This window comes from Frischella perrara (assembly GCF_000807275.1).
In the GTDB taxonomy this organism is placed as follows: domain Bacteria; phylum Pseudomonadota; class Gammaproteobacteria; order Enterobacterales; family Orbaceae; genus Frischella; species Frischella perrara.
This window is the reverse complement of the sequence record NZ_CP009056.1, coordinates 1493598-1516129: the sequence shown is the minus strand read 5'-3', so window position 1 is coordinate 1516129 and position 22532 is coordinate 1493598. Positions and strand designations below refer to the sequence as shown.

Below are 22532 nucleotides of genomic sequence, written 5' to 3'. Positions count from 1 at the left end.
ATTCTTATGATTGTTATCTATAAACATAAATAGGACATCCTATTTGTGGATCCGCAAGATCATTACATCTAGATATTACCGATATTTCACTACATAAATTGGGTAAGATTCCCTTTTCTTGACGACTACTATCGTGAAACTTTAAAAAGAAACTCTCTGCATTATTAATACACATACTTACTCGATAAAGTGGTATAAATCGACCAGTTATACCACTATGAGGATAGTCAATATTTCGAGTTCGTGATACAAAAGGTATGAGTTTGGTATAATCTTTTTCTGATACAGATCTATCTTCCATATTTGGACGCCCATCTAAAAAGCTTTTTATACGGGCGTCACAATTACCATTATCACAAGAAGAAAGTGTGAAATTTTTTAATTTAGCTTTATTTAAATCACCCGGGAAATCAAGGTGTTGTAATAAGAATAAACTATCTATACGAATAGACACTTCTTTATTTAATAACGTTGACGCTAAATTTTGAGCTTCTATAAGTTGTTCTTTACTCACTAATTCATATGTTTTAAAACATGATTCATAATTAGATATATCGCACAAAGATGGGTGTGAATTAGTGCCATTTATGGGCATAAATGCACTATCATCCATTCGATTATAAAGAGATGACCGTTCACGAATTAAAGATGCAACTGCATAATTAGTACGTTCTAGATTGTTTTGTAAAGATATTGAGTTATAAATATCGTAGCCCATAAATATAATTGCAGCAAAAGCAGCAAACACACCAACAAATTCAATTGATATAGAACCTTTTGGAGATTTTAAAAATTTTAGAATGTTAATTTTCATGTTAAACCCCCCATTTTTAAGATTGAAATTCACGATAAACAACTGATTCTCTTTTTAAACTGGCATTTGCTAAATCTGGAAATAATGAAGAGAAAAAAGCATTGTATTTATATTCAACTTTATAACGAATAATTTTGCTTAATGATGTAGATGTTGTATTACATTTATTATCGATGATATTTTTAATATTGTTGCAAAATTCGACTTGAACTATAAAGTTGTCTTGAGAGGTCAACATCGGCCATAAAGTTAGTTCTTTACTTAATTCATTATAAAAGATATTAGAATATGATGAAGAGTTTTTATTTATATTCTCTGTGATTGATGCTCTTCTAGCTACGTCAGCAGTAAGTAAATCCAATGAAGAACTGATAAACATTAATCGATTCATTTCCAAAACAAAAGCGAACAACAGAATAAATAATGGAAAACAGATAGCAAATTCAATTGATATCACGCCTCTTTTTTCTTTAATTATTTTACATAATTTCAACATGATAAAGTTTCCCTATATGATAGTTAGTTCTAGGATTTTGCATTTTTCTTCGATAGCAAACCAAAAATAGAACGAGGATTATTATTTTTACTATTTTTAACTACACCTATTACAGCTGCGGAAATTTCGCTAATTTCATTATTAGTATATGATTTCTTAAACTTCTCGCCATTTGCGATATATTTGCGTGTAAAATCAATCTGTCTACCTAGATATTCTTCAATATCGGCATCTTGTAATGATGATTTTTTATCATACGGTTGATTGTCGTTAACGCAAACTAAAAAACGCTTATTAAGTATCAACTTATTTTTTTGCCCAATACGGTTAATTTCATCAAGAGCGTTTTTTGCCACTTTTATAGAATATGGATCACGATTGACAACAAAAATAATAATATTAGATAAATTAATAATATTTTCTAAATTTTTGTAACATGAATATAATCCTATATTTTGATCAAGGATAGAAATATTAAATGAACTGGTATCTAGATAATCATATTTACCAATTTCATCATCTTGTTCAATTTTCACTTTCAACATTTCATCAATATCTGTTACCGATCCCCCTTTATCAATTGGCTTTTCTAACAGAAAATCAGCATTTCGACTAGTTGATGCACCTTGAATATATAAGATGGGGTATTGAGTTGATTGACTTATTTTTTTTAAAATATGTACGATTAAAGAGGATGTCCCGATACCACCTTTACAGCCTAAAAATGTAACAACGCTACCAACTCTTTTACTTAAACTTTCAGCAGAAGTACTTCGAGAATAAAGTAGTTCCGGAATTCGTTCAAATTGATTATTTTCTAAAAGAAAATGAATCCCTTTTTTTGATAGAATATCTGCAAATGAAATTGAGTCATTATTTCCTACTAAAATAGTCGAAGCTTTAATCGGTATATAACGATTTACAATAGCTGAGATTTCTTCAGCATTTTGATTATTATTAATATCAATAATAAAAACATCAAATTCCCCCCACCGAGGGTTTTCATTAATATCGTCAATTTTTAATGATATTTCTTCAATACTTAGCACGTTGTATAAATATAAAATTGACTTAATACTATCAACAATAGATTCACGAGTACTTACGATGGCTACTTTAAACCCTGAGATTCGACCTTCAACATACTCTTGATTGGCATTACTATTTGATGATTTCTTTTTATCATTGCTACTAAACAGTTGCATATTATCCCCAATATTATCTATTCAATAAATCCCATATAATTAACAAACTTTTCGCTTTCATTTGAAATTGGGATAGTGCGTTGTTTTTGTTTTTCCATATTATTTTTTAAATTGAAAAACAAGTTTGTTGTACTTGTCCTTTCAAATTTAGGTAATTCGATCACTTCGAAACTACTTTTAGGTGTTACAATATTAACCGTAGCAAAAACAACCAGTTCTGTTTTTCCTCGATTTACAGAAGTGCTTCGCGCCAAAGCTCCTAGAATAGGTATATCACCTATAAATGGAATTTTACTTAATGTCTCTTCATCTTGTTCTGTTATGAGTCCAGCGATAACAAAACTTTCACCATCTCCTACGTCAATAGTTGAACTTGCTTTACGAGTGCGTAAGGTAGGAATTGAGTAATTATTAAAGGAATAAGCACCGGAAATTGAACTAAACTCATTCGCTATGAATAAACGAATACGTTTATTATTGTTTGCTTTAGCTCCAATGTTAAGTTTAATACCATATTCTTTATATTCAACATTGGACGTATTTTCCTTACCTCCAGCTGTGACTACAGGTATTTCACCGCCTACAAGAAACGATGCTGCTTCACCTGATAATACAGATAAATTTGGTTCAGCAAGTACTTTTGCTAATTTATCATTATTAAATGCACGAATAATAGTTACTATATTTTTAATATCAAATCCTTGTTTTAAACTCACTAAATTAAACTCACCAAAATCAGTTAACGATGGCGTTTTAGTAGGGTTACTCATGGATTCTAATGTAAAATTTCTCCAATCAATGCCTAGTGCATCTGTAAATTCTTTACTAACTTCTACAAATGTTAATTTTACATTGATTTGGGTTTCTTGAACTACATTAATTTTATCAATAATATTGCTATAAGTAGTTTTTTCTAAAAAATCAATATCATCATTACTTATGGCTCCGTCGTTAGATTCAATTTTTCTCGTTTTTTTGTTAGTTCCTACTAATGAACCAATAAAATTAAGAATTCTTGATTTAGTATCTGTATCAGGTACATCACCACTTACAAGATAGGCAAATTCATCACCAGTTTGGCCAATAGCATACTTAGTTATAGTTACATTACTGTTAGGAAACTCTTTTTTCAAACGGAATACGACTTGTGATAATATTGGATCAACTATAATCGTATCATCAATTATGATATTATTATTTTCATCATATGCTAGCAATCCTGTTAAGCCGTTTTGTTTGGCATAAATAAGCAATTTATTTTCACCAATAATCTCGTAATTCGCTACACTTTCTTTAGCAATAAATACAGTACGAATTTTTTCAGGGAGTGTGATTGTCTTACTTTGACCTGGTTGAAAATAATATATTTGCGCCCAACTAAAACTTGATGAACAAATTAAAGCTAAAGAAATAGCTAAGCTAAATCGTCGTTCATATATTTTTTTTATTACTAGCATTAACATATTTACTTGCCTCTTAGCCTTGAAATTGGAGTTTTATTAAATATTTGTTGATTTGATTCGGGCCAACTTTTTTCTTTATCAGCTAAAATAAACATACCTTTATCAAAACTTTCATTAAAGGAGCTCGGATATAATATAACTGTTGAATTAGTCATAAGTGTTCTGACCAATTTAATCTCTTCATTTGTAAGAATAAGATCAATTCTACCGTTAGAAAATTTTCCATTATTGTTCATTTCATCTTGAATAAATAGAATTTTCTTTCCTGCAACGATTGGTTTAATATTCGTAGTAGAAAAATTACGACCAGGTGATATAACAGAATCAGCATTATTAGGTTCAAAACCAAATACTATATAGATATCAATCAAATCTCCAATACGTAGATTCTTTAATAAGTAAGAATCTGCCTTGGCAATGTCAATAGGAAATATGAATTCACCTTTTTTTAATGATAACGTTCGAAATTCTTCACTATAAGGGGAGGCAATAAGACTTTTTTCAATTAGAGATTCTCTTTGAATGTTAGTTTTCACCACATAATCATTAATTTCACTTGGATCAAATATGTATTTTGATTTATCAAATGTTTCGATATTTACTTCTATAGTTTTGAAATAATAATCTTTTGGTTTGATAATCGTACGTAATTGAATGTCTGTTTTAGCAACAGCCACATTTACCATTTCAGTAACAGGTTTTGTCGAAACTGGTAAATCAGTTTCTACTTTAGGTGGAGCTACTACGGCTTCTTTTTCATTAGAACGATTGGTAAAAAGTAAAGCTAGACCAATCACTAACATTATAATATATAAAATAATGATTCTTTTATTTCTCATACAACTCCAACCTTACAGTATATTTCTATTATCATTTTTGTTAACACAATTATCAGGTATTAGTTTTTCAGATAAAAGTCAATTGAAGTACAGTGTCCTTTTTGGCCTTTACCCATATAAGATATCTTAGGCTCAGTAACATTTTTAATTTTTATATTTATTACTAACACTCCCTGATCGGTATATTGTGCAGATACATTAGAAAAATTACGATCGCTATTTTTTATCTTATTGATTATTTGATTTATATTTAAAGTTGATAATTCCACATTAAATAATTTTATCTGTAATACATTGCCTGATGATATTTGGATGCTATATTGTTCTTTTGTTAATTTACTAGTGGTTTCAAAAGTAATTCGTGAAAAAGATTTATGTTCACCAGAACGAATAGCAACTAAATTATTCCCTTTCGATTTGACAATATCATTTTGAGGTATATTGTTTTTTTGATTATTAGTATTCTCTTCAGCATTTTTTACTTTTTCATAGTTCTTTTTCATTTGACCTGCCGGTGGAACTAATTCATTAAAATTAACAGTAGTATTTGGCTCCACTTTTTTTAATTCTTCAATCAAAATTTCAGGTCGGTTAGATAATTTATGTTCTTTACAAAATTGTTTAGCTAACGTTATCTTATCCAATTTTACTAAGGTAAATAAAAGATTATGTAATACAGTTTTATTACGATATCCTTTATTATATAGAATGTTAAGATAATCATAAGCTGTCAAATAATCTTTGTCTAATAATGACAAAGTAGCTAAATTATTGAGGACTTTATTTTCATCATAAAATAACTCTCTGGATTTCATAAACGAGTAGCGCGCGGCATCATATTGACCTAGCTTAACTTCGACTATACCCTTCAAATTATATGCTTCACCATTTTTCGGATTGAATTCTAATGCTAAATTTAAATATTGAAGAGCTTCTTGATATCTTGGTTGTTGCTCTTTTGGATTTTTAATCTCAGAAAGGACTCTACCATAGAGTACTAAAACACTATCATTTTTACTTTCATTAATTATAGGTTTTAGTGCACGCAGAGCGGAGTCGTAATCCATTGATAAATAATAGGCTTGAGCGAGCTTAAAGCGTGTTTTCTCTGAGTCGGAAACCTTTAGTTGATTTTTATAAATTTCAACTAGACCGCCATAATTTTTTGTGGTTTCTAGAATATATATTCTTTGCTCTTCCGCAAGATCTCTTTTGAAGCTACTGTTTTGGCATCCTGTCGTTATTACAATAATCGCAAATATAAAAAAATATTTTGCTTTCATAATGATTCCTACTTGGTTAATGTTATCTGGTTATTCAAATTCTATTAATTATCAACTTTTTCGCATTAATTGTTGAATACAGGCATACTTAAAATTTTTAAAATTATAGGACCAGCAATAACGACTAATGATGGGAAAAGTATAAAAACCATCATTGGTACGGTCATCTTTGCTGAAACTGCTGCAATTTTTTCTTCAATAGAGAGCCGTTGCATTTCCCTTATTTCAGATGAAAGATTCAATAGCGTAATATAAATTGAGTCGCCATAACTTATATTTCTTTTCAACGTTGTACAAAACATTCTCATTTCTTTAGATGGTACTTCTCGGTAAATGAGATCAATCGCTTGTTCAATGCCATTTACTTCCATCATTAAGCAAGCCCGTTCTAATATAGTTTCTATATCTTTATTGATATTACTAGTTCGTGTACTAAGATAATTAAAACTATTTTCTACGGTCATCCCTGATTTGACCATAATTGCGATAATATCAATGACAAGAGGTAAATCTCGAGATACGCCTCTAATTCTTTTGGCTGTTTGAGCTTTCACTAGTCGCTCGGGTATTATAATTATCACGACAGCAATTAAAAACAGTGATACTATTAAAGTCGTCTCATCTAAATTTACAATATCAAATATACTATTAATTAAGAAAAGTATACCAAGGATAACTACTATAGCGTAAACTTTCCAAAGTTGCTCATCTTGAAAACGATTTAGAAAACTAACAGCAACACTATTTTGAGCGATAATTTTTTCGAATGCTACGTCGTTATTTTTTCTATTAGTAGTCTTAGGCTTAATAACTTCTTCCTTTAATAAAGAAGTTAAAGTTTTTTTCTGCTTTTGATATTGATATTCATTAATTAGCTCTTTAAGAGCGAAAAATATTAAGCATAGAGAGACCAAAATCAACATCATTGTTATCCTTTTAAATAGCTTTATTAATCATCTTTTTAATTAAAATGATACCTAAAAGCTCACTACAAACAACATAATAAAGTATATAATGACCACCATCAGTATTTACTAATAATTCATAGTTTTCTTTAGCAAGATATTTAAGTAACAAAATGAATCCAGGTGGAATTAGTGAAAGAATAAGTAACGTCATCCGTAACTCAGCTGTTTTACCATCACGAATTTTTGCTAATGCAGCATTGTTTGTTAACACTTTGGATAAATTAGTCAAAACATCTTTTAATTCACCACCGCCGTCTAAATTTACCATCACAGTAAGGACAAAAAAGTAATACTCATTAAAAGGTAGTAAACGATAAGAGTTTAACAGAACATTGTGAGGATTCTCACCGACTTCCATTCTAGCATTAACTTCTTTCATGGCTTTACCAACAGATCCCTCCATTTTCGCACATTGTTGAAATGCAACTGAAATAGATGAACCTGAGCTAATTATCCCGATTATTGTACTTAATGCTTCTGGAAAAGTTTCATAGAATTGCTTTTTAACTTTTCGTTTAACAATAAATAACATAAGCAAAATAGAAAATACTGCACTACCGAAAATGACAAGAATATTATCTACATCTAAATATAAATTATTGAAAATTACGCCACTTATGGTGCCAGCGAAGATCATAAAAACTAAATGTAATTTACTCGGTAAATTATCAATAAGTAAATTATAGTTAGTTTTAAAATTTATAATAATTGATCTATTGATGCTCTGCCATAATGAAACTTTATGTTCATCCATCTTATTTTCAAAGAGGGATAATGCAGAATTATTTTGTTGAGTGACCAGATTAAAAATCTGTAACCGTTCATGCTTTCTTTTTAGTGAGAATAAACTAATTACAGATGTTAGTACTAAAATAAAACCAAAAATAAAATTCATTTTTCAAATCCCCCTGCTTTTAACATGAGTTCTTCCAAAATGTTGGTTAAATTATAATATTGTGCACCTTCATAAAGTGCCGAACGTCTAACTAATCCATTACAGACAAATTCTCCTTGAATTTTACCGTCAACATCACGTTCATCATCTATTTCGAATTTAAATACATCATGAGTGACTATATTTTCAGACTCCATGCCTAATACTTCAGTAATACTGGTAACTTTACGTTGACCATCAGGAAGTCGAGAGACTTGAATTATAAAATTAACAGAGGAGCTAATGTAACGTCTAATAGCAGTAATAGGTAGCTCAGATTGACCCATAATAACCATACTTTCTAAACGCGCCAAAGCATCACGGGCTGTATTAGCATGCAATGTTGACATAGAACCATTGTGACCTGTATTCATAGCTTGTAGCATTTCAAATGCCTCTTCGCCACGACACTCACCTAATATTATTCGGTCTGGCCGCATACGTAGAGCATTGATAAGCAGATTACGCATTGTAACTTGACCTCGTCCATCCTCACCGCCAGAGCGAGTTTCCAATCTAACAACATGATCCTGTTGTAAACGCAATTCTGCGGCATCTTCTAAGGTTATGGTACGTTCATAATCATTTATGAATTGTGATAAGGCATTGAGCATTGTTGTTTTACCCGAACCCGTACCACCTGATACAATAATATTCATTCGACAACGGGCAGCAATAACTAAGAAGTTTGCCATATCTTCATTTAATGAGCGAAAATTAATCAGATCAGAAAAACTTCGACTACCTTTACCAAATTTACGTATAGATAGAGATGCACCGTCTATAGCAATAGGGGGGATTACAACATTTAATCGACTGCCATCTGGCATTCTTGAGTCAACAAGAGGGTGAGCTTCATCAACATTTTTACCAATTTTATTAACTAAGCGCCTAGCGATATCCAGTAATTGACGATCATTAATAAAAAACTTGTTAGTTTTAACTAGTTTTCCTGCTCTTTCGACGTAGATACTATAAGGACCATTGACTAAAATATCATTCACTGAATCGTCATTCATTAAAGAATCTAACGGACCATATCCGACGATTTCGTCACAGATCATGCTAGCTAATGTATTAGCGTCATCTGAAGATATATAAGCTCTACCTGAACTAATAATATCGCGAATAATTAATACAATTTCACGCGTAACTTTATTAGGATCATCTTTCAATCCATCTATTAGATCAAGATCAAGAGATTGGAATACTAAATCTCTTACTTTTACCCATTCCAGTGGTACAATGTTTTGTTCGCTCATTATTATTTTTCAACGTTAATTTTTATAATTTTATTATAAAAAGTTTAAACCTATCATGAATTGATTAAAAATTAGAACAGATTTGTAATCAGAGGGATTAGTAAAGACAAATTATCTATACGGCGAATCGAAATAAAATCATCCCTTTTCACACATCTGTTTTTTAATAACATTTAAACAATTACTTTATTCTTTATCTAACTTGATATCTGATATTATGGATATTTTTACAACTAACCGTATGTTATTACATACTTTTTTCAATAAAATCCATTTTTATATAATCAAACTTATGATTGGATTATCTTATCAATCTACTACCTAAACTTTGATACATTCCTTCAAGAGCAACTGCGAGAGAACCGCCATCACGGAAAAGAGCAATTACTATTGCAGCAATACAGGCTATCAATACCGTGTACTCTATAGATGTAATACCGTTTTGTAGCTTGTAAAATTTAATTACAAAAGTTCTAATCGTTAAATAAATAATATTAAATATCATTTTTAGCCTCTTTTTTATAGTTATAAGGCAAATAAAAAACAATTTTGGAGATTTACACTCACTGACTGATACTAATATTAAGAATAAACTATTAATAACCGAAAATTAATTTAACCAAAGCAATAGCCGGTTCATAAAGCTATTAGGCATAACCTAATAGCTTAAAAATTAATTATAATGAATCAGTTAATTCATTACTTATGGTAATAAAGTATCTAATTGTGAACTTAATCTGTTGAAGATACCTTCCATTGCTTGTTGGAAAGTACCACCATCTTGGAAAAGAACAACCACAACAGCGGCAACACCAGCTGCAACAATTGCATACTCAATAGCAGTTACACCATCTTCGCGTTTTAAAAAGTTTTGTACAGAATTTTTAGCTGAATTGTATGCTGAAAAAATAGATTGAGTTAATTTCATAATTTCTCCTTTCATTATTATAAGATGAGATATGTAATAAATTACAAATTTGAATTAAAAGATAAGCAATTAATTCTGGACGCATTATATCCAACGAAATATGACCTTACAATAGGCAAAGTCTAATTATTCTTCGTTATTTTATCGTTAAACCATATAAAAAAACTTAAAAAAAATTTTTTTTAATTCTTTAATTGTAATAATAATTATTTAATTCAATAAGTTAACTGCTTTTTCATAGAATTATATTATTAATAAAATATTTGAAAAATAATTGCTATTAAATTGTAAATAACATCTTTTTTATTATAAATAGTAAAATTATTTTAATAATATTGATAAGAAATTAGCTTTTAACCAAATACATTCCATAATAAAAATTTGAAGCGCACTTATCAAAAAAATGGTGACACTAGCATAAATAACTTTTTGTTATAGTTATGATATTTGTCAAAAATATTGTAGGTTATTTTTCTCTTTCAAAAGATTATAAATTGTTTATTAATTAGTTTAAAATAAAACTATTATAAACATTTTCAATGTCCTGTTGTTTTGGAAAAAATATTGATAATAATTACACCAAGAATAATCAATGTTAAACCTAGAAAGGCAGGGAAATCTAAATTTTGTTTGAAAACAAGCAGTCCAATTAGCGTAATGCAGATAATACCGACACCTGACCATATTGCATAAGCGATACCAATAGGAATGGTTTTTAAAACTAAACTTAAAAAGAAAAAGGCAATTAAATAGGCACCAATAGCAACGATAGTCTGTCCAATATTGGTAAATTGGTTAGATAATTTTAAAAAACTTGTACCAATAACTTCAAAAAAAATTGCAAGAAATAAAAAAAGATATGCTTTCATATTTAAATAATATATTTTCGATATAAATTATGTAAAAAATCCTTATTAACTATTTTTAATAAAAATAGTTTGTGACTATTATAATACAAAACATATTATAATTGTTTGAATTTTATCGATATCATTTCTATTTACATAAATCTCATCAAATTATCATAATATCTATATTTTGTAGTTTTGAAGACCATCAATAATGTCTTGTTGGGTTTTTAAAGTACGAATTTGTTGTAGTAATTGATGCGCTTGAGAATAATGTTGTTTTAAATAGGATAACCACTGTTTGATTCTAGATGAAAAATACAGTGGTTTATGCGATATACTCTCGTCTACCGAATCTGATTGAGCATATTGTTGTAGTAATAATAAAACTTCATCCCAACTAAGCGGAAATTCTTCATTACGAATTACATTACCTAAATTTGGGATTGTTAGAATACCTCTTCCCAGCATAATATTTGTTGTCTGACTTTGTGCAATACACTGCTGAGCTGATTGTCTAGTCATTATTTCACCATTAGCAATAACGGGAATTGTTAGTCGATTTTTGATTTTACCAATGGTTAACCAATCGATTTTATCGGGTTGATAGCCATCAACTTTTGTTCTTCCATGAATTACTATTTCTGATGCGCCGGCTTGTTCAACGGCATCTGCAATATCAAAACACTGACTTTTATCATCAAATCCAAGCCTTATCTTGACGGATAAAGGCACATTAAGACCTATATTTTGACGTACTTTCTTTGTTATTTGATATATTAATTGTGGTGATTTTAACAAATATGCACCACCTTGACTTCCGACAACCGTTTTAGCAGGGCATCCACAATTAATATCTATTCCGTAAGATCCCAATTCAATCGCCAAAGCCGCATTTTCAGCCATAAGATCGGGTGCTTGACCAAGTAATTGAATTCTTACGGGCGTACCAGATTTAGTTTTACCACCATGATGAAGCTCTGGGCAAAGTCGATAATATGTTTTTTTAGTTAAAAGATGATGAGTGACACGAACGAACTCTGTTACACAATAATCAAATTGATTGATTTTTGTTAATAAATCTCTTACATAATAGTCTAAAACCCCTTCCATCGGAGCAAGAATAATTTGATTGAATTTAATTGACATATTGGCAAATAGGGCAGTTAGCTTGTTGTAATAATTTGAGTTCATTGAATTGCATTGACAATGCATCCATCACTAATACTCGACCAACAAGGGGTGTTCCATAATGAGTAATGATTTTGATCGCTTCAAGTGCTTGCATTGTGCCCATAACACCAACCAAAGGAGCCATAATACCGGATTCCACACAGCTTAATTGTTCATCTTTAAACAGCTGACTTAAGCATTGATAACAAGGTTCATGTTCCTGAAAGGTAAAAACACTTAATATACCCTCCATTCTAATAGCCGATGCTGAAATAAGTGGCTTTTTCAGTTTATGGCAACAACGGTTGATTTGTAGTCGCGTTGCAAGATTATCACTACAATCTAAGACAACATGATGATGACTAATCAGGTCTTGCAGTTCGTTATCATTAAGTGTGTGACTGATGGTATTAATTTTAATTTGTGAATTATATTGAGCTAATGTTTGTTTCGCTATTGTAACTTTTTTTAATCCAATAGAGTTTTCTGTGTATAAAATTTGGCGATTTAAATTTGATTCTGAAATCGTATCAAAATCAACAATCGTTAATTGTCCAATACCAGCATTTGTAAGATACAATGAGGCGCTGCATCCTAAACCACCAACACCAATGATTAGTGCTGAGCAATTTTTTAAAAGTTGCTGTTTATCGATGTCGAAACCTTTTAGAGAGATTTGACGGTTATAACGTAATAGTTCTTCTTTGGAAAGAGGTAACATCATTTCTGAAAAAAAATATATTTAGCTGGATTATAACATAAAAAATCGGTTTATAATTAGATTGTAATAGATAATTGATAGCATTGTAATGGAAAATTAATTAAAAGATAGGATTTAAAATCTAAAGCTAGGCGCAATAACTTTTGCCTAGCTTTACATATGCTATTTATCAAAATCTGATAGGAATTCAAGATAAGCTTCTTTAGTCATTAATGGTTGATAATTTGCCATCATTTGCTCAGCTTGTTCTGCATCATTATAAAGTAGATCAATAATTGTACACGCCATCATTTGAGCGGGACGAATGTAAGCCATATCTTCATCAAATACTTCATAATCTTTACCATGTAAGACACCTCGGACAGAGCCAATCCATGGATGACTGACAGGCATAATGTGAGATAAATCACCGGTATCTGTACTACCCGTCATATGTGGTGCTACCCATACATTTTCTTCACCAATCAGTTGTTGGGCATTATTTTGCAATAATTCATTTAAAGTAGGATTATTTTGCAATGGAAGGTAACCCGGAAGATCTTTTATTTCACAAGTTGCACCGACAGACATTGCACCTGCTTTTAAAGCTCGGTTGATACGTTCATTTGCATCTATCATTGCTGGAACATTGCTTGCACGAACATAGCTTTCCATTTTAACACTACTAGGAATAACATTAACAAGATCGCCACCCTGTGTAATAATTGGATGAAAACGAATATAATCTTTTTCCTGAAAGGTTTCGCGAATAGCATGTACACCCATCATTCCCATCATTGCTGCATTTAAAGCATTAACTCCAGCATGTGGTGCTGCTGCAGCATGTGCTGCTTCCCCTTTATACTCTATCAATTTACCAATAAATCCATTACTAGTTGTTGATATTTCAATGAAACCATTCGATCTATCTTTAGGAACACTAGTTAAATGAATTTGTAATGCCATATCTATATCATCAAATTCGCCTCGATGAATCAATTCAGGTTTTCCACCCACATATTTTATTTTACCTTCTTCAATTAAACGTTTACGGTAAGTTATTTCTACATATTCTTCGGCGGGAACAGCAAAAGGCACAACATCCCCCGCTAGATATTCCATTGCACCAGAATCAATTAATCCCATGGTAACAGCCATCATATTAGCGATCTGAGCATTATGACCGCAGCAATGTGCTGCACCTGATATGTCATTAGCAGATGGATGATCTGCACAAATAATTGCATCAAGCTCACCAATCACCGCAACGCTATATTTGCTTCCTTTTCCACCTTTTAAGCGACCTTTAACACCTGTTAATGCCAACTTATTTCTGTACTCAACGCCAAGCTTATCAAAAGCAGCCTCAACTTTTTGCGCAGTTTTTGTTTCTTTATAACCTAACTCAGGTTCTTCCCAAATGGCAAGTGCCATTGCTTTAATATCAACTTTTCTGTCAGCAATAGCCTGACATACTTTCTGTTTTAATTGTTCTTTATTCATAATGAGTCCTTAAATTAAATCACCCCTTCCCATGTAAGTGTAAGTTGAGCTATTAATGATGCAAAAATAAAAGTGCCCGAGAACACGGCAAGTGATACTGGTATTATACGCCATGAGATACGTTTAAATAGTGCAAGATCTTTACCAATAGCTAATCCTGCATATGCTAATACAGGCGTACAGACAGCTAATAAACTGACCTGATCGGAAAGGGTAATGATCTTTTCATGCCAAGGGAAAATAGGTGATGATACAAACGCTGCAACAACTGATACCCATAAAATCACAGGTAATTTATTGAGTAAAGGTAGTCTGCTTAATAAAAATCCAATAGCGGAAATAATGACCAAAACAACTAAAGCTTCTAATGAATTTACAATGTTGATTTGATAACCCACAGAATTACCAGCAGCCACAATAATCCCGACAAGTATTAATAAAAATAGTGTTTCTAAAATCTTCATATTAAGCCTCTGGTTTTTTATGGCGACGAGTAATTAAATTATATAAAAACGATGCGAAGGGGAGTGAAAACAAAATATAGATATAGATACCTAATATACTAGACATCAAATTTGCTGCAGTAGCATAGGCTTTAATTTCTTCTGATATTTGTGGATAAAGATCACTAATTGGTGCTAATGACGCTGCCATCATACTTCCGCTACCAACACCAGCCCCCATTGCAAGTGCATAAGGATGAATAATATTTAAGTGTGCAATCGCGCTAGCTAGAATACTCATCCAAATTGCACCATATAGGGTACCGCAGACATACATCGCCATTACCCCCCGACCTTCAGGAGAATCTAAGCCATATTTATCAGCAACAATGGCAATATTTGGTTCTCGTGCCACAGAGTAGGTAGCCCCGACAGCTTCACGCCCCATACCTAACATCACAGCTAAAGGTAAACCAAGTAATATTGTGCCGGCAAAGTGACCAATTTCTTGAAAAATTAAGGCTAATTTAGCATTTAATATTTCATCAATTTTCGGACCAACTGATACACCTAATTTAGCGACTAAAAGCATTAAAGCAATGAGCATAATGCTGCTAGCATTATTCATGTTTTTCGTAGCTAATATTTTAAATTTAGGCAAACTAAAAAAACCACCAATGATCATAGCATATAACATTGGATAAACAGTAACCACCCAAAGGGTTTGTTTCCCTATTAATTCACAAACTAGTACTATTAATAGCGCAAGAATATGCACTTTGTAGTCTCTTAATATTTCCATTATTGTTCCTTTTTATTTATTCGACTTAATTTCATATTAAAGTCGCCCCTAAGGTTTTTTGAAAATGATTTAAGGCCCATTGATGACCGATAGGGTCAAAACTCGCAACGGCGTTTTGATGGATCACAATCTTATAACCTAAGTTATAGGCATCTATTGCAGTATGTAGAATACAAATATCAGTACAAACACCGGATAAATGAATTTCATTTATATGTCTTTCTCGTAACCTTAAATCTAAATCAGTGCCACAAAATGCGGAATAGTGTCGTTTATTCATCCAATAGACTTGAGGAGAATCTTTATGAATTTCATACCATTTTCCTAAATCTCCAAATAATTTTTGCCCTTTAGTTCCAATAATATTATGTGGCGGGAAAAGCGTATTTTCAGGATGATATTTATCTTCTGGGTTATGAGCGTCAATTGCAAAAACAACAAAATCATTTTGTTTAATGAATGATGTGGCTAATGAGATCATTGCAGACTCAATCAATTGGCCTGCTTGACCTGTAGTTAATGCGCCTTTATCAGCGATAAAATCATGAGTATAATCAATTGAAATTAGTGCTTTCATAACGATTTATTTTTCTTAAAAGTTGCTAAAGCTTATTAATAAATGTCAATTATGACAAGTCCTTAACTAATTAATATCATTATATTATTAATTAAATGATAGATTTATTTTACTAACTGTTTGAATTTAATGAAAATCAATAAATCAATTATAAATCAAAGTAATTTTAGTAATAGGAATATAAATAAAATAAATAGCGAATATTTTTAATTACAGTCTTTATACAAAAATAATTTGTTCTATAATAATTGGCATTTTTGCATTAGCACACAGGATATATATTTAATGAGAACAATTTATTGCGGTCAGCTTAACGCCTCTCATATTAATCAAGAGGTTAAATTATGTGGGTGGATTAATAAACGTCGAGATTTAGGTGGCATGATTTTTGTTGATCTCCGTGATCGTGAAGGTATAGTTCAAGTTTATTTTGATCCAGATTATGAACAAGCATTCAAGTTGGCAGCCGAATTACGCAATGAATTCTGCATTCAAATTAAAGGTAAAGTACGTAGTAGGCCAGAAGGTCAAGTAAATCGAGATATGGCAACCGGTGAAATTGAAGTATTAGCGACAGAACTTGTTATTTTCAATCGTAGTGATGTATTACCACTGGATTTTAATCAAAACAATACTGAAGAACAGCGTTTAAAATACCGTTATATAGATTTACGTCGTCCTGAGATGACTCATATTTTTAAAACGCGAGCCAAAATAACCGCTTTCGTCAGAGCTTTTATGGATGAACATGGTTTTTTAGATATCGAAACACCAATGTTAACCAAGGCAACACCTGAAGGTGCTCGTGATTATTTAGTACCGAGTCGAATTCATAAAGGTGAATTTTATGCATTGCCACAATCACCTCAATTATTCAAACAATTACTGATGATGTCTGGATTTGATCGTTATTATCAAATCGTAAAGTGTTTTCGTGATGAAGATTTACGTGCAGATCGTCAACCAGAGTTTACTCAGATTGACGTAGAAACCTCTTTCATGACAGCTGAACAAGTCCGCAAAATGATGGAAACAATGATTCGAGGTTTATGGCAAAATATAGCGCAGATTGAATTAGGTGAATTTCCTCAAATGACCTATGCTGAGGCAATGCGTCGCTTTGGTAGTGACAAACCAGATTTGCGTAATCCTCTTGAAATTATTGATGTTGCAGATATTGTCAAAGATGTCGATTTTAAAGTATTTTCAACCCCGGCTAATGATCCGAAAGGTCGTGTTGCACTTCTTTGTGTACCGAATGGAGCAACATTAACACGTAAGCAATTAGATGAATATACACAATTTGTTAGTGTATATGGTGCTAAGGGTATGGCTTGGATTAAAGTCAACGAACGTAATAAAGGCATTGAAGGTGTACAAAGCCCAGTAGCAAAATTTTTTACAGCAGAACAAATGGAAGCCTTGTTAATGCGAGCTCAGGCTAATGATGGTGATATCCTATTATTCGGTGCAGATAGCTATAAAGTTGTATGCGACGCATTAGGAGCATTAAGATTAAAAGTTGGCAAAGATCTGCAATTAACCCATGAACAAGAATGGGCACCACTGTGGGTTATTGATTTCCCTATGTTTGAAGAAAGTGATGATGGAATGAGTGCTATGCATCATCCATTTACTTCACCAAAAGATTATACTCCAGAGCAATTGATTGCCGATCCTCTCAATGCGGTTGCTAATGCTTATGATATGGTCATTAATGGCTATGAAGTGGGGGGTGGTTCAGTCCGTATTCATCGGAATGAAATGCAACAAGCTGTATTTACATTGTTAGGAATTGATGAACAGCAACAACGTGAAAAATTTGGTTTCTTACTTGATGCACTTAAATATGGTACACCACCTCATGCCGGTTTGGCATTTGGTTTAGATCGTCTAACCATGTTATTAACGGGTACAGATAATATTCGCGATGTAATTGCTTTTCCTAAAACGACAGCAGCAGCATGCTTACTTACAGAGGCACCAAGTCCTGCAAATCCTTCATCGCTAATTGAATTAGGTATTGAAGTGATTAAAAATAGTTAAACTATTCATATCATCAAAGCGTTAAGCATATCTTAACGCTTTGGGTATTCGTGAAATGAAATATAAAAATCCTGAATCTATTCTAGTCGTAATATATTGTTCCTTGACCCGTAACTTTCTTATGTTACAACGCCAAGACGATGCCACATTTTGGCAATCGGTAACAGGGAGTATGGAAGAGGGTGAAGAACCGATACAAACAGCATTACGAGAAGTTAAAGAAGAGACAGGAATTGATATCCTTCAATCTGATTTATCGTTAAAAGATCTACATACAACAGTAGAATTTGAAATATTTCCTCAGTTCAAATATCGCTATGCACCCAATGTGAATATTAATAAGGAACATTGGTTTTGTTTGGATCTTCCATATCAAATTAAACCTATATTAACTGAACATTTGTCATATCAATGGTCACCTTATATACAAGCTATTAATATGACCCCCTCATGGAACAATCGTCAAGCTTTACAATTAGTTCAGCAATCAATTTTGTCTAAATTTCATACAGTTTAATTAAATGTGATGAGATGATCACATACTGAATCAATCCAATGTTATATAATTCAATCAAGTTAGATTTATCATATCTGACAGTTGATAATGTAATAGTTGAAATAAATATATATGGGGAAAAAATGAAATTTAGTAAACTATGTTTCGGCAAAACAAAGTTAATGGCCTTATTTTTATTAGTAACCTCCTTACCAGTACAGGCAGCAGGCGATATTGAGGATTATACGCTTGAACAAGTTGTCATTTTTAGTCGTCATGGTTTAAGAGCCCCCTTAGCTACACCAAGTAGTGCGTTAGGACAATTAACATCACATCAATGGCCACAATGGGAAACACCGGCAAGCTATTTAACTATAAAAGGCGGTGTATTAGAAAGTTATTTTGGACATTATCTACAAGAATGGTTAGTTGATAATAAATTATTAAATGAAAAAACCTGCCCAACTGAGAAAGATATTTTTTTCTATGCTAATAGCATGCAGCGAACTATAGCTACCGCACAATATCTGGCTTTAGGTGGATTTTCTGGATGTGATGTTACTATTTTTCATAAAGAAAAAATCAATACGATGGATCCATTATTTAGTTTAAATATTCAAACTGATAATGAGCAATTTAAACAACAAGCGATGGCTTCTATTATACAACAGGCAGGAGAGGGGGGAATTAATGGACTTAATCAACGGTTAAAACCAATTTACCAGAAAATGGAGCAAGTCATTGATTATCAAGGTGCAAGCGCATGCACAGGGATTAATCAATGTCATTTAAATAATCTTGATGCTGAAATTAAAATTGTAAAAGGTCAGGAACCGGCAATAACAGGACCTTTACGAATAGGTACATCATTATCTGATGCCTTTATCTTACAATATTATGAGGGAACACCGATTCAAAATGTGGGATGGGGTAAAATACAATCTTTAGATGAACTGGAACAATTGATTTCAGTCAAAGAATATTATAATTCGGTTATTTTTGGTGCTCCCGTTATTGCTAATTACGTAGCTAAAAACTTGTTAACATATATAGACAATACTTTTACCAATTCGGAAAATAAACCAAAGGTAACCGTATTAGTTGGTCATGACTCAAATGTGGCATCTCTACTAGCAGCATTAAAGATTACGCCTTACCAACTACCTAATCAATTTGAAACGACGCCAATAGGTGGGAAGCTGTTCTTTGAACGATGGAAAAATCCTAAGACAGGTCAAGAATTCATAAAAATTGAATATGTTTATCAAACTACTAAACAGATTGTGAATGCTACAATGCTAAATAGACAGAATCCACCACAAAAAGTAACATTGAAAATGACTGATTGCCCAACAGACAATCAAGGATATTGTCAATATACTACCTTTAAATCTTATCTTGATAATTTAACGCAATAATCGTTAACCATTTCGTTATTAATGATTTTAACGAAGTGGTCGCTAATTTCATTTAATAGGTAAAATTATTTTTAAACACGATTCAACTGGTTGAAGCTATATATTTTAGTTGGATACAACAATTAATATTCTTTATTGTATATTTGAAAATAAAATTATTTAAATCATATATCAGCACTAAAGCTTATCTAAGCCGTTATAATCGAAACAAACAATAATGAATTAGCCTAAAAATTATGTTAAGATACGCCGATTTTATAAGACCAATTTATTTTTGGAGAATTTTATGGCAGGTCACAGTAAGTGGGCTAATACCAAACACCGTAAAGCGGCACAGGATGCCAAACGTGGTAAAATCTTTACCAAAATTATTCGCGAACTAGTTACTGCAGCAAAAATAGGTGGTGGTGATCCAAGCTCAAATCCTCGTTTACGTGCAGCAATGGATAAAGCACTATCTAATAATATGACTCGCGATACTATGAATCGTGCTATTGCTCGCGGGGTTGGTGGTGAAGATGATAGCAATATGGAATCTATCATCTATGAAGGATACGGTCCTGGCGGTACAGCAGTCATGGTGGAATGTTTAAGTGACAACCGTAACCGAACTGTTTCAGAAGTACGTCATGCTTTTACTAAAACAGGTGGTAATTTAGGGACTGATGGTTCAGTATCTTATCTTTTCACTAAAAAAGGTGTAATTTCTTATCCTAGCGGTACGGATGAAGATAAAGTCATGGATGCTGCTTTAGAAGCAGGCGCTGACGATGTAGTCACCTATGATGACGGCGCGATTGATGTATTTACTTCACCAGATTCTTTTGGAGAGGTCAAAGATGCATTAGATGCTGCCGGCTTAGTTTCTGAATCAGCGGAAGTTTCAATGATTCCTGCAACTAAAGTTGATTTAGATGTTGATTCCGCACCTAAATTATTACGTCTAATTGATATGTTAGAAGACTGCGATGATGTTCAGGAAGTTTACCATAATGGTGAAGTTTCTGATGAGGTTGCAGCTACATTATAATGTCTATAATTTTAGGCATTGATCCCGGTTCAAGATTGACGGGTTACGGTGTAATTCGTCAAGTTGGACGTCAAATTAGTTATCTCGGCAGTGGTTGTATTAAAACCGCTGTTGATGATCTTCCTACTCGTTTGAAGCGAATTTATGCGGGTGTTAGTGAAATTATATTACAATTTCAACCTGATTATTTTGCAATTGAACAAGTTTTTATGGCGAAAAATGCTGACTCAGCGTTAAAATTAGGGCAAGCACGTGGTTCCGCAATTGTTGCTGCGGTCAATAATGAATTACCCGTATTTGAATATGCCGCTAGGTTAGTAAAACAATCTGTTGTTGGAACTGGTGCAGCCGATAAAAAACAAGTCCAGCATATGGTAAAAATGTTATTAAAATTGCCTGCTTCTCCACAAGCTGATGCCGCTGATGCATTAGCCATTGCTATTACTCATGCTCATATGATGCATACCTTGATTAAAAAATAGTAAGATTTTTGCTTTTACTTAATCATAATAAAATTAGCCTTGAAGTTTTTATTTATTATCAAATTTCTAATTCTATAAACTGGCTATATATACAGTTAATGCTTTATTCTTTTGGTAACATGAGTTAAACTGCATAAAAATTTGTATTTATAAAAAGAGATTAAAATGATTGGTCGTTTACGTGGACTCATTGTTGAAAAACAACCTCCAGAAGTTTTGATTGAAGTTAATGGCGTTGGTTATGAAGTTACTATGCCAATGACCTGCTTCTATGAATTACCAGATAATGGACAAGAAGCGACTATTCTAACCCACTTTGTTGTCCGTGAAGATGCACAATTACTTTATGGATTTAATAATAAGCAAGAACGTACATTATTTAGGGAACTGATCAAAGTTAATGGTGTTGGACCTAAATTAGCACTAGCCATATTGTCGGGTATGTCTGCTACTCAATTTGTTGCAGCAGTGGAGCAAGGTGAAATCAAAACCTTAATAAAATTACCAGGAGTTGGCACTAAAACAGCAGAACGCTTAATTGTTGAAATGAAAGATCGTTTAAAACAATTTAGTCATGAATTAATCAATCCAATTCATGAACATATTGATAATGATAAATCAGCTTTATCTATTTCTTCACAAAACCAAATTGAAAGTGAAGCTATTTCAGCATTGATCACTCTGGGTTATAAACCACAAGAAGCAAGCAAAATTATTAACAAAGTATTGAAACCAAATATGGATTGCGAAACTTTGATTAAAGAAGCATTAAAATCCGCATTATAATATGCGACCAATTGAAATTAATAACTGATTATCCTA

At 32.1% G+C, this 22532-nt stretch carries 24 protein-coding genes; 6 read left to right on the top strand and 18 right to left on the bottom strand.

The genetic code is table 11. From position 1 onward, the window contains the following. Positions 1 to 13 precede the first annotated feature (13 nt). From tadF to FPB0191_RS06530, 18 genes are all read right to left on the bottom strand, one after another. Positions 14 to 814: a tight adherence pilus pseudopilin TadF gene (gene tadF / locus FPB0191_RS06615; RefSeq protein WP_039104873.1), complete on the bottom strand. Its 801-nt coding sequence runs from the start codon at positions 812 to 814 to the stop codon at positions 14 to 16. A 16-nt stretch (positions 815 to 830) separates the two neighbouring features. Further along, positions 831 to 1310 (bottom strand): TadE/TadG family type IV pilus assembly protein, encoded by a 480-nt coding sequence (locus FPB0191_RS06610; RefSeq protein WP_039104872.1) that lies wholly within the window; start codon positions 1308 to 1310, stop codon positions 831 to 833. A gap of 29 nt (positions 1311 to 1339) precedes the next feature. Beyond that, entirely contained in the window at positions 1340 to 2515 is a 1176-nt protein-coding gene (locus FPB0191_RS06605; RefSeq protein WP_039104871.1) for a CpaE/TadZ family protein, read from the bottom strand. 17 nt (positions 2516 to 2532) lie between these two features. Next, positions 2533 to 3972, bottom strand: coding sequence for a type II and III secretion system protein family protein (locus FPB0191_RS06600; RefSeq protein WP_162485164.1), 1440 nt, complete (start codon positions 3970 to 3972; stop codon positions 2533 to 2535). Positions 3973 to 3980: 8 nt separating this feature from the next. Then, positions 3981 to 4817: a CpaB family protein gene (locus tag FPB0191_RS06595; RefSeq protein WP_039104870.1), complete on the bottom strand. Its 837-nt coding sequence runs from the start codon at positions 4815 to 4817 to the stop codon at positions 3981 to 3983. Between the two features lie 59 nt (positions 4818 to 4876). After that, the gene (locus FPB0191_RS06590) at positions 4877 to 6100 is read right to left on the bottom strand and encodes a tetratricopeptide repeat protein (RefSeq protein ID WP_039104868.1); all 1224 of its coding nucleotides are present in this window, start codon (positions 6098 to 6100) and stop codon (positions 4877 to 4879) included. A gap of 65 nt (positions 6101 to 6165) precedes the next feature. Further along, positions 6166 to 7026: a type II secretion system F family protein gene (locus FPB0191_RS06585; protein WP_082018264.1), complete on the bottom strand. Its 861-nt coding sequence runs from the start codon at positions 7024 to 7026 to the stop codon at positions 6166 to 6168. Positions 7027 to 7036: 10 nt separating this feature from the next. Further along, positions 7037 to 7963 carry a type II secretion system F family protein gene (locus tag FPB0191_RS06580; protein WP_039104864.1) on the bottom strand — a complete coding sequence of 309 codons (927 nt, stop codon included), beginning with the start codon at positions 7961 to 7963 and terminating at the stop codon, positions 7037 to 7039. Beyond that, entirely contained in the window at positions 7960 to 9264 is a 1305-nt protein-coding gene (locus FPB0191_RS06575) for a TadA family conjugal transfer-associated ATPase (protein ID WP_052236836.1), read from the bottom strand. Before FPB0191_RS06575 ends, FPB0191_RS06580 begins: the two co-directional genes overlap by 4 nt. 301 nt (positions 9265 to 9565) lie before the next feature. Further along, complete coding sequence (locus tag FPB0191_RS06570) at positions 9566 to 9769, bottom strand: hypothetical protein (RefSeq protein WP_039104860.1); 204 nt, start codon at positions 9767 to 9769, stop codon at positions 9566 to 9568. 198 nt (positions 9770 to 9967) lie between these two features. Continuing rightward, complete coding sequence (locus FPB0191_RS06565) at positions 9968 to 10192, bottom strand: Flp family type IVb pilin (protein WP_052236835.1); 225 nt, start codon at positions 10190 to 10192, stop codon at positions 9968 to 9970. A gap of 536 nt (positions 10193 to 10728) precedes the next feature. Continuing rightward, positions 10729 to 11061 (bottom strand): DMT family transporter, encoded by a 333-nt coding sequence (locus FPB0191_RS06560; protein ID WP_039104858.1) that lies wholly within the window; start codon positions 11059 to 11061, stop codon positions 10729 to 10731. A 162-nt stretch (positions 11062 to 11223) separates the two neighbouring features. Beyond that, complete coding sequence (gene dusC / locus FPB0191_RS06555; RefSeq protein ID WP_039104856.1) at positions 11224 to 12189, bottom strand: tRNA dihydrouridine(16) synthase DusC; 966 nt, start codon at positions 12187 to 12189, stop codon at positions 11224 to 11226. Further along, entirely contained in the window at positions 12179 to 12934 is a 756-nt protein-coding gene (locus FPB0191_RS06550; RefSeq protein ID WP_373680993.1) for a molybdopterin-synthase adenylyltransferase MoeB, read from the bottom strand. The genes dusC and FPB0191_RS06550 overlap by 11 nt, the downstream gene beginning before the upstream one ends. Positions 12935 to 13096: 162 nt before the next feature. Then, positions 13097 to 14416 carry an amidohydrolase gene (locus FPB0191_RS06545; protein WP_039104854.1) on the bottom strand — a complete coding sequence of 440 codons (1320 nt, stop codon included), beginning with the start codon at positions 14414 to 14416 and terminating at the stop codon, positions 13097 to 13099. A 14-nt stretch (positions 14417 to 14430) separates the two neighbouring features. Next, entirely contained in the window at positions 14431 to 14880 is a 450-nt protein-coding gene (locus FPB0191_RS06540; RefSeq protein ID WP_039104852.1) for a hypothetical protein, read from the bottom strand. A gap of 1 nt (position 14881) precedes the next feature. Then, on the bottom strand, positions 14882 to 15661 hold the full coding sequence (locus FPB0191_RS06535) for a DUF3100 domain-containing protein (RefSeq protein ID WP_039104851.1): 780 nt from the start codon (positions 15659 to 15661) through the stop codon (positions 14882 to 14884). 31 nt (positions 15662 to 15692) lie between these two features. Continuing rightward, positions 15693 to 16238, bottom strand: a complete 546-nt coding sequence (locus FPB0191_RS06530) for a cysteine hydrolase family protein (RefSeq protein WP_039104849.1) — start codon at positions 16236 to 16238, stop codon at positions 15693 to 15695. 285 nt (positions 16239 to 16523) lie between these two features. Here FPB0191_RS06530 and aspS point away from each other — a divergent pair, with 285 nt between their 5' ends. From aspS to ruvA, 6 genes are all read left to right on the top strand, one after another. Further along, on the top strand, positions 16524 to 18284 hold the full coding sequence (aspS, locus tag FPB0191_RS06525) for an aspartate--tRNA ligase (protein WP_039104847.1): 1761 nt from the start codon (positions 16524 to 16526) through the stop codon (positions 18282 to 18284). Between the two features lie 55 nt (positions 18285 to 18339). Further along, the gene (gene nudB / locus FPB0191_RS06520; protein ID WP_039104846.1) at positions 18340 to 18801 is read left to right on the top strand and encodes a dihydroneopterin triphosphate diphosphatase; all 462 of its coding nucleotides are present in this window, start codon (positions 18340 to 18342) and stop codon (positions 18799 to 18801) included. A 122-nt stretch (positions 18802 to 18923) separates the two neighbouring features. After that, positions 18924 to 20198: a bifunctional glucose-1-phosphatase/inositol phosphatase gene (gene agp / locus FPB0191_RS06515; protein WP_039106801.1), complete on the top strand. Its 1275-nt coding sequence runs from the start codon at positions 18924 to 18926 to the stop codon at positions 20196 to 20198. A 286-nt stretch (positions 20199 to 20484) separates the two neighbouring features. Further along, on the top strand, positions 20485 to 21228 hold the full coding sequence (locus tag FPB0191_RS06510; RefSeq protein ID WP_039104844.1) for a YebC/PmpR family DNA-binding transcriptional regulator: 744 nt from the start codon (positions 20485 to 20487) through the stop codon (positions 21226 to 21228). Continuing rightward, complete coding sequence (gene ruvC / locus FPB0191_RS06505; RefSeq protein ID WP_052236834.1) at positions 21228 to 21710, top strand: crossover junction endodeoxyribonuclease RuvC; 483 nt, start codon at positions 21228 to 21230, stop codon at positions 21708 to 21710. Before FPB0191_RS06510 ends, ruvC begins: the two co-directional genes overlap by 1 nt. Before the next feature lie 165 nt (positions 21711 to 21875). After that, on the top strand, positions 21876 to 22496 hold the full coding sequence (gene ruvA / locus FPB0191_RS06500; RefSeq protein ID WP_039104842.1) for a Holliday junction branch migration protein RuvA: 621 nt from the start codon (positions 21876 to 21878) through the stop codon (positions 22494 to 22496). Positions 22497 to 22532: the final 36 nt, after the last annotated feature.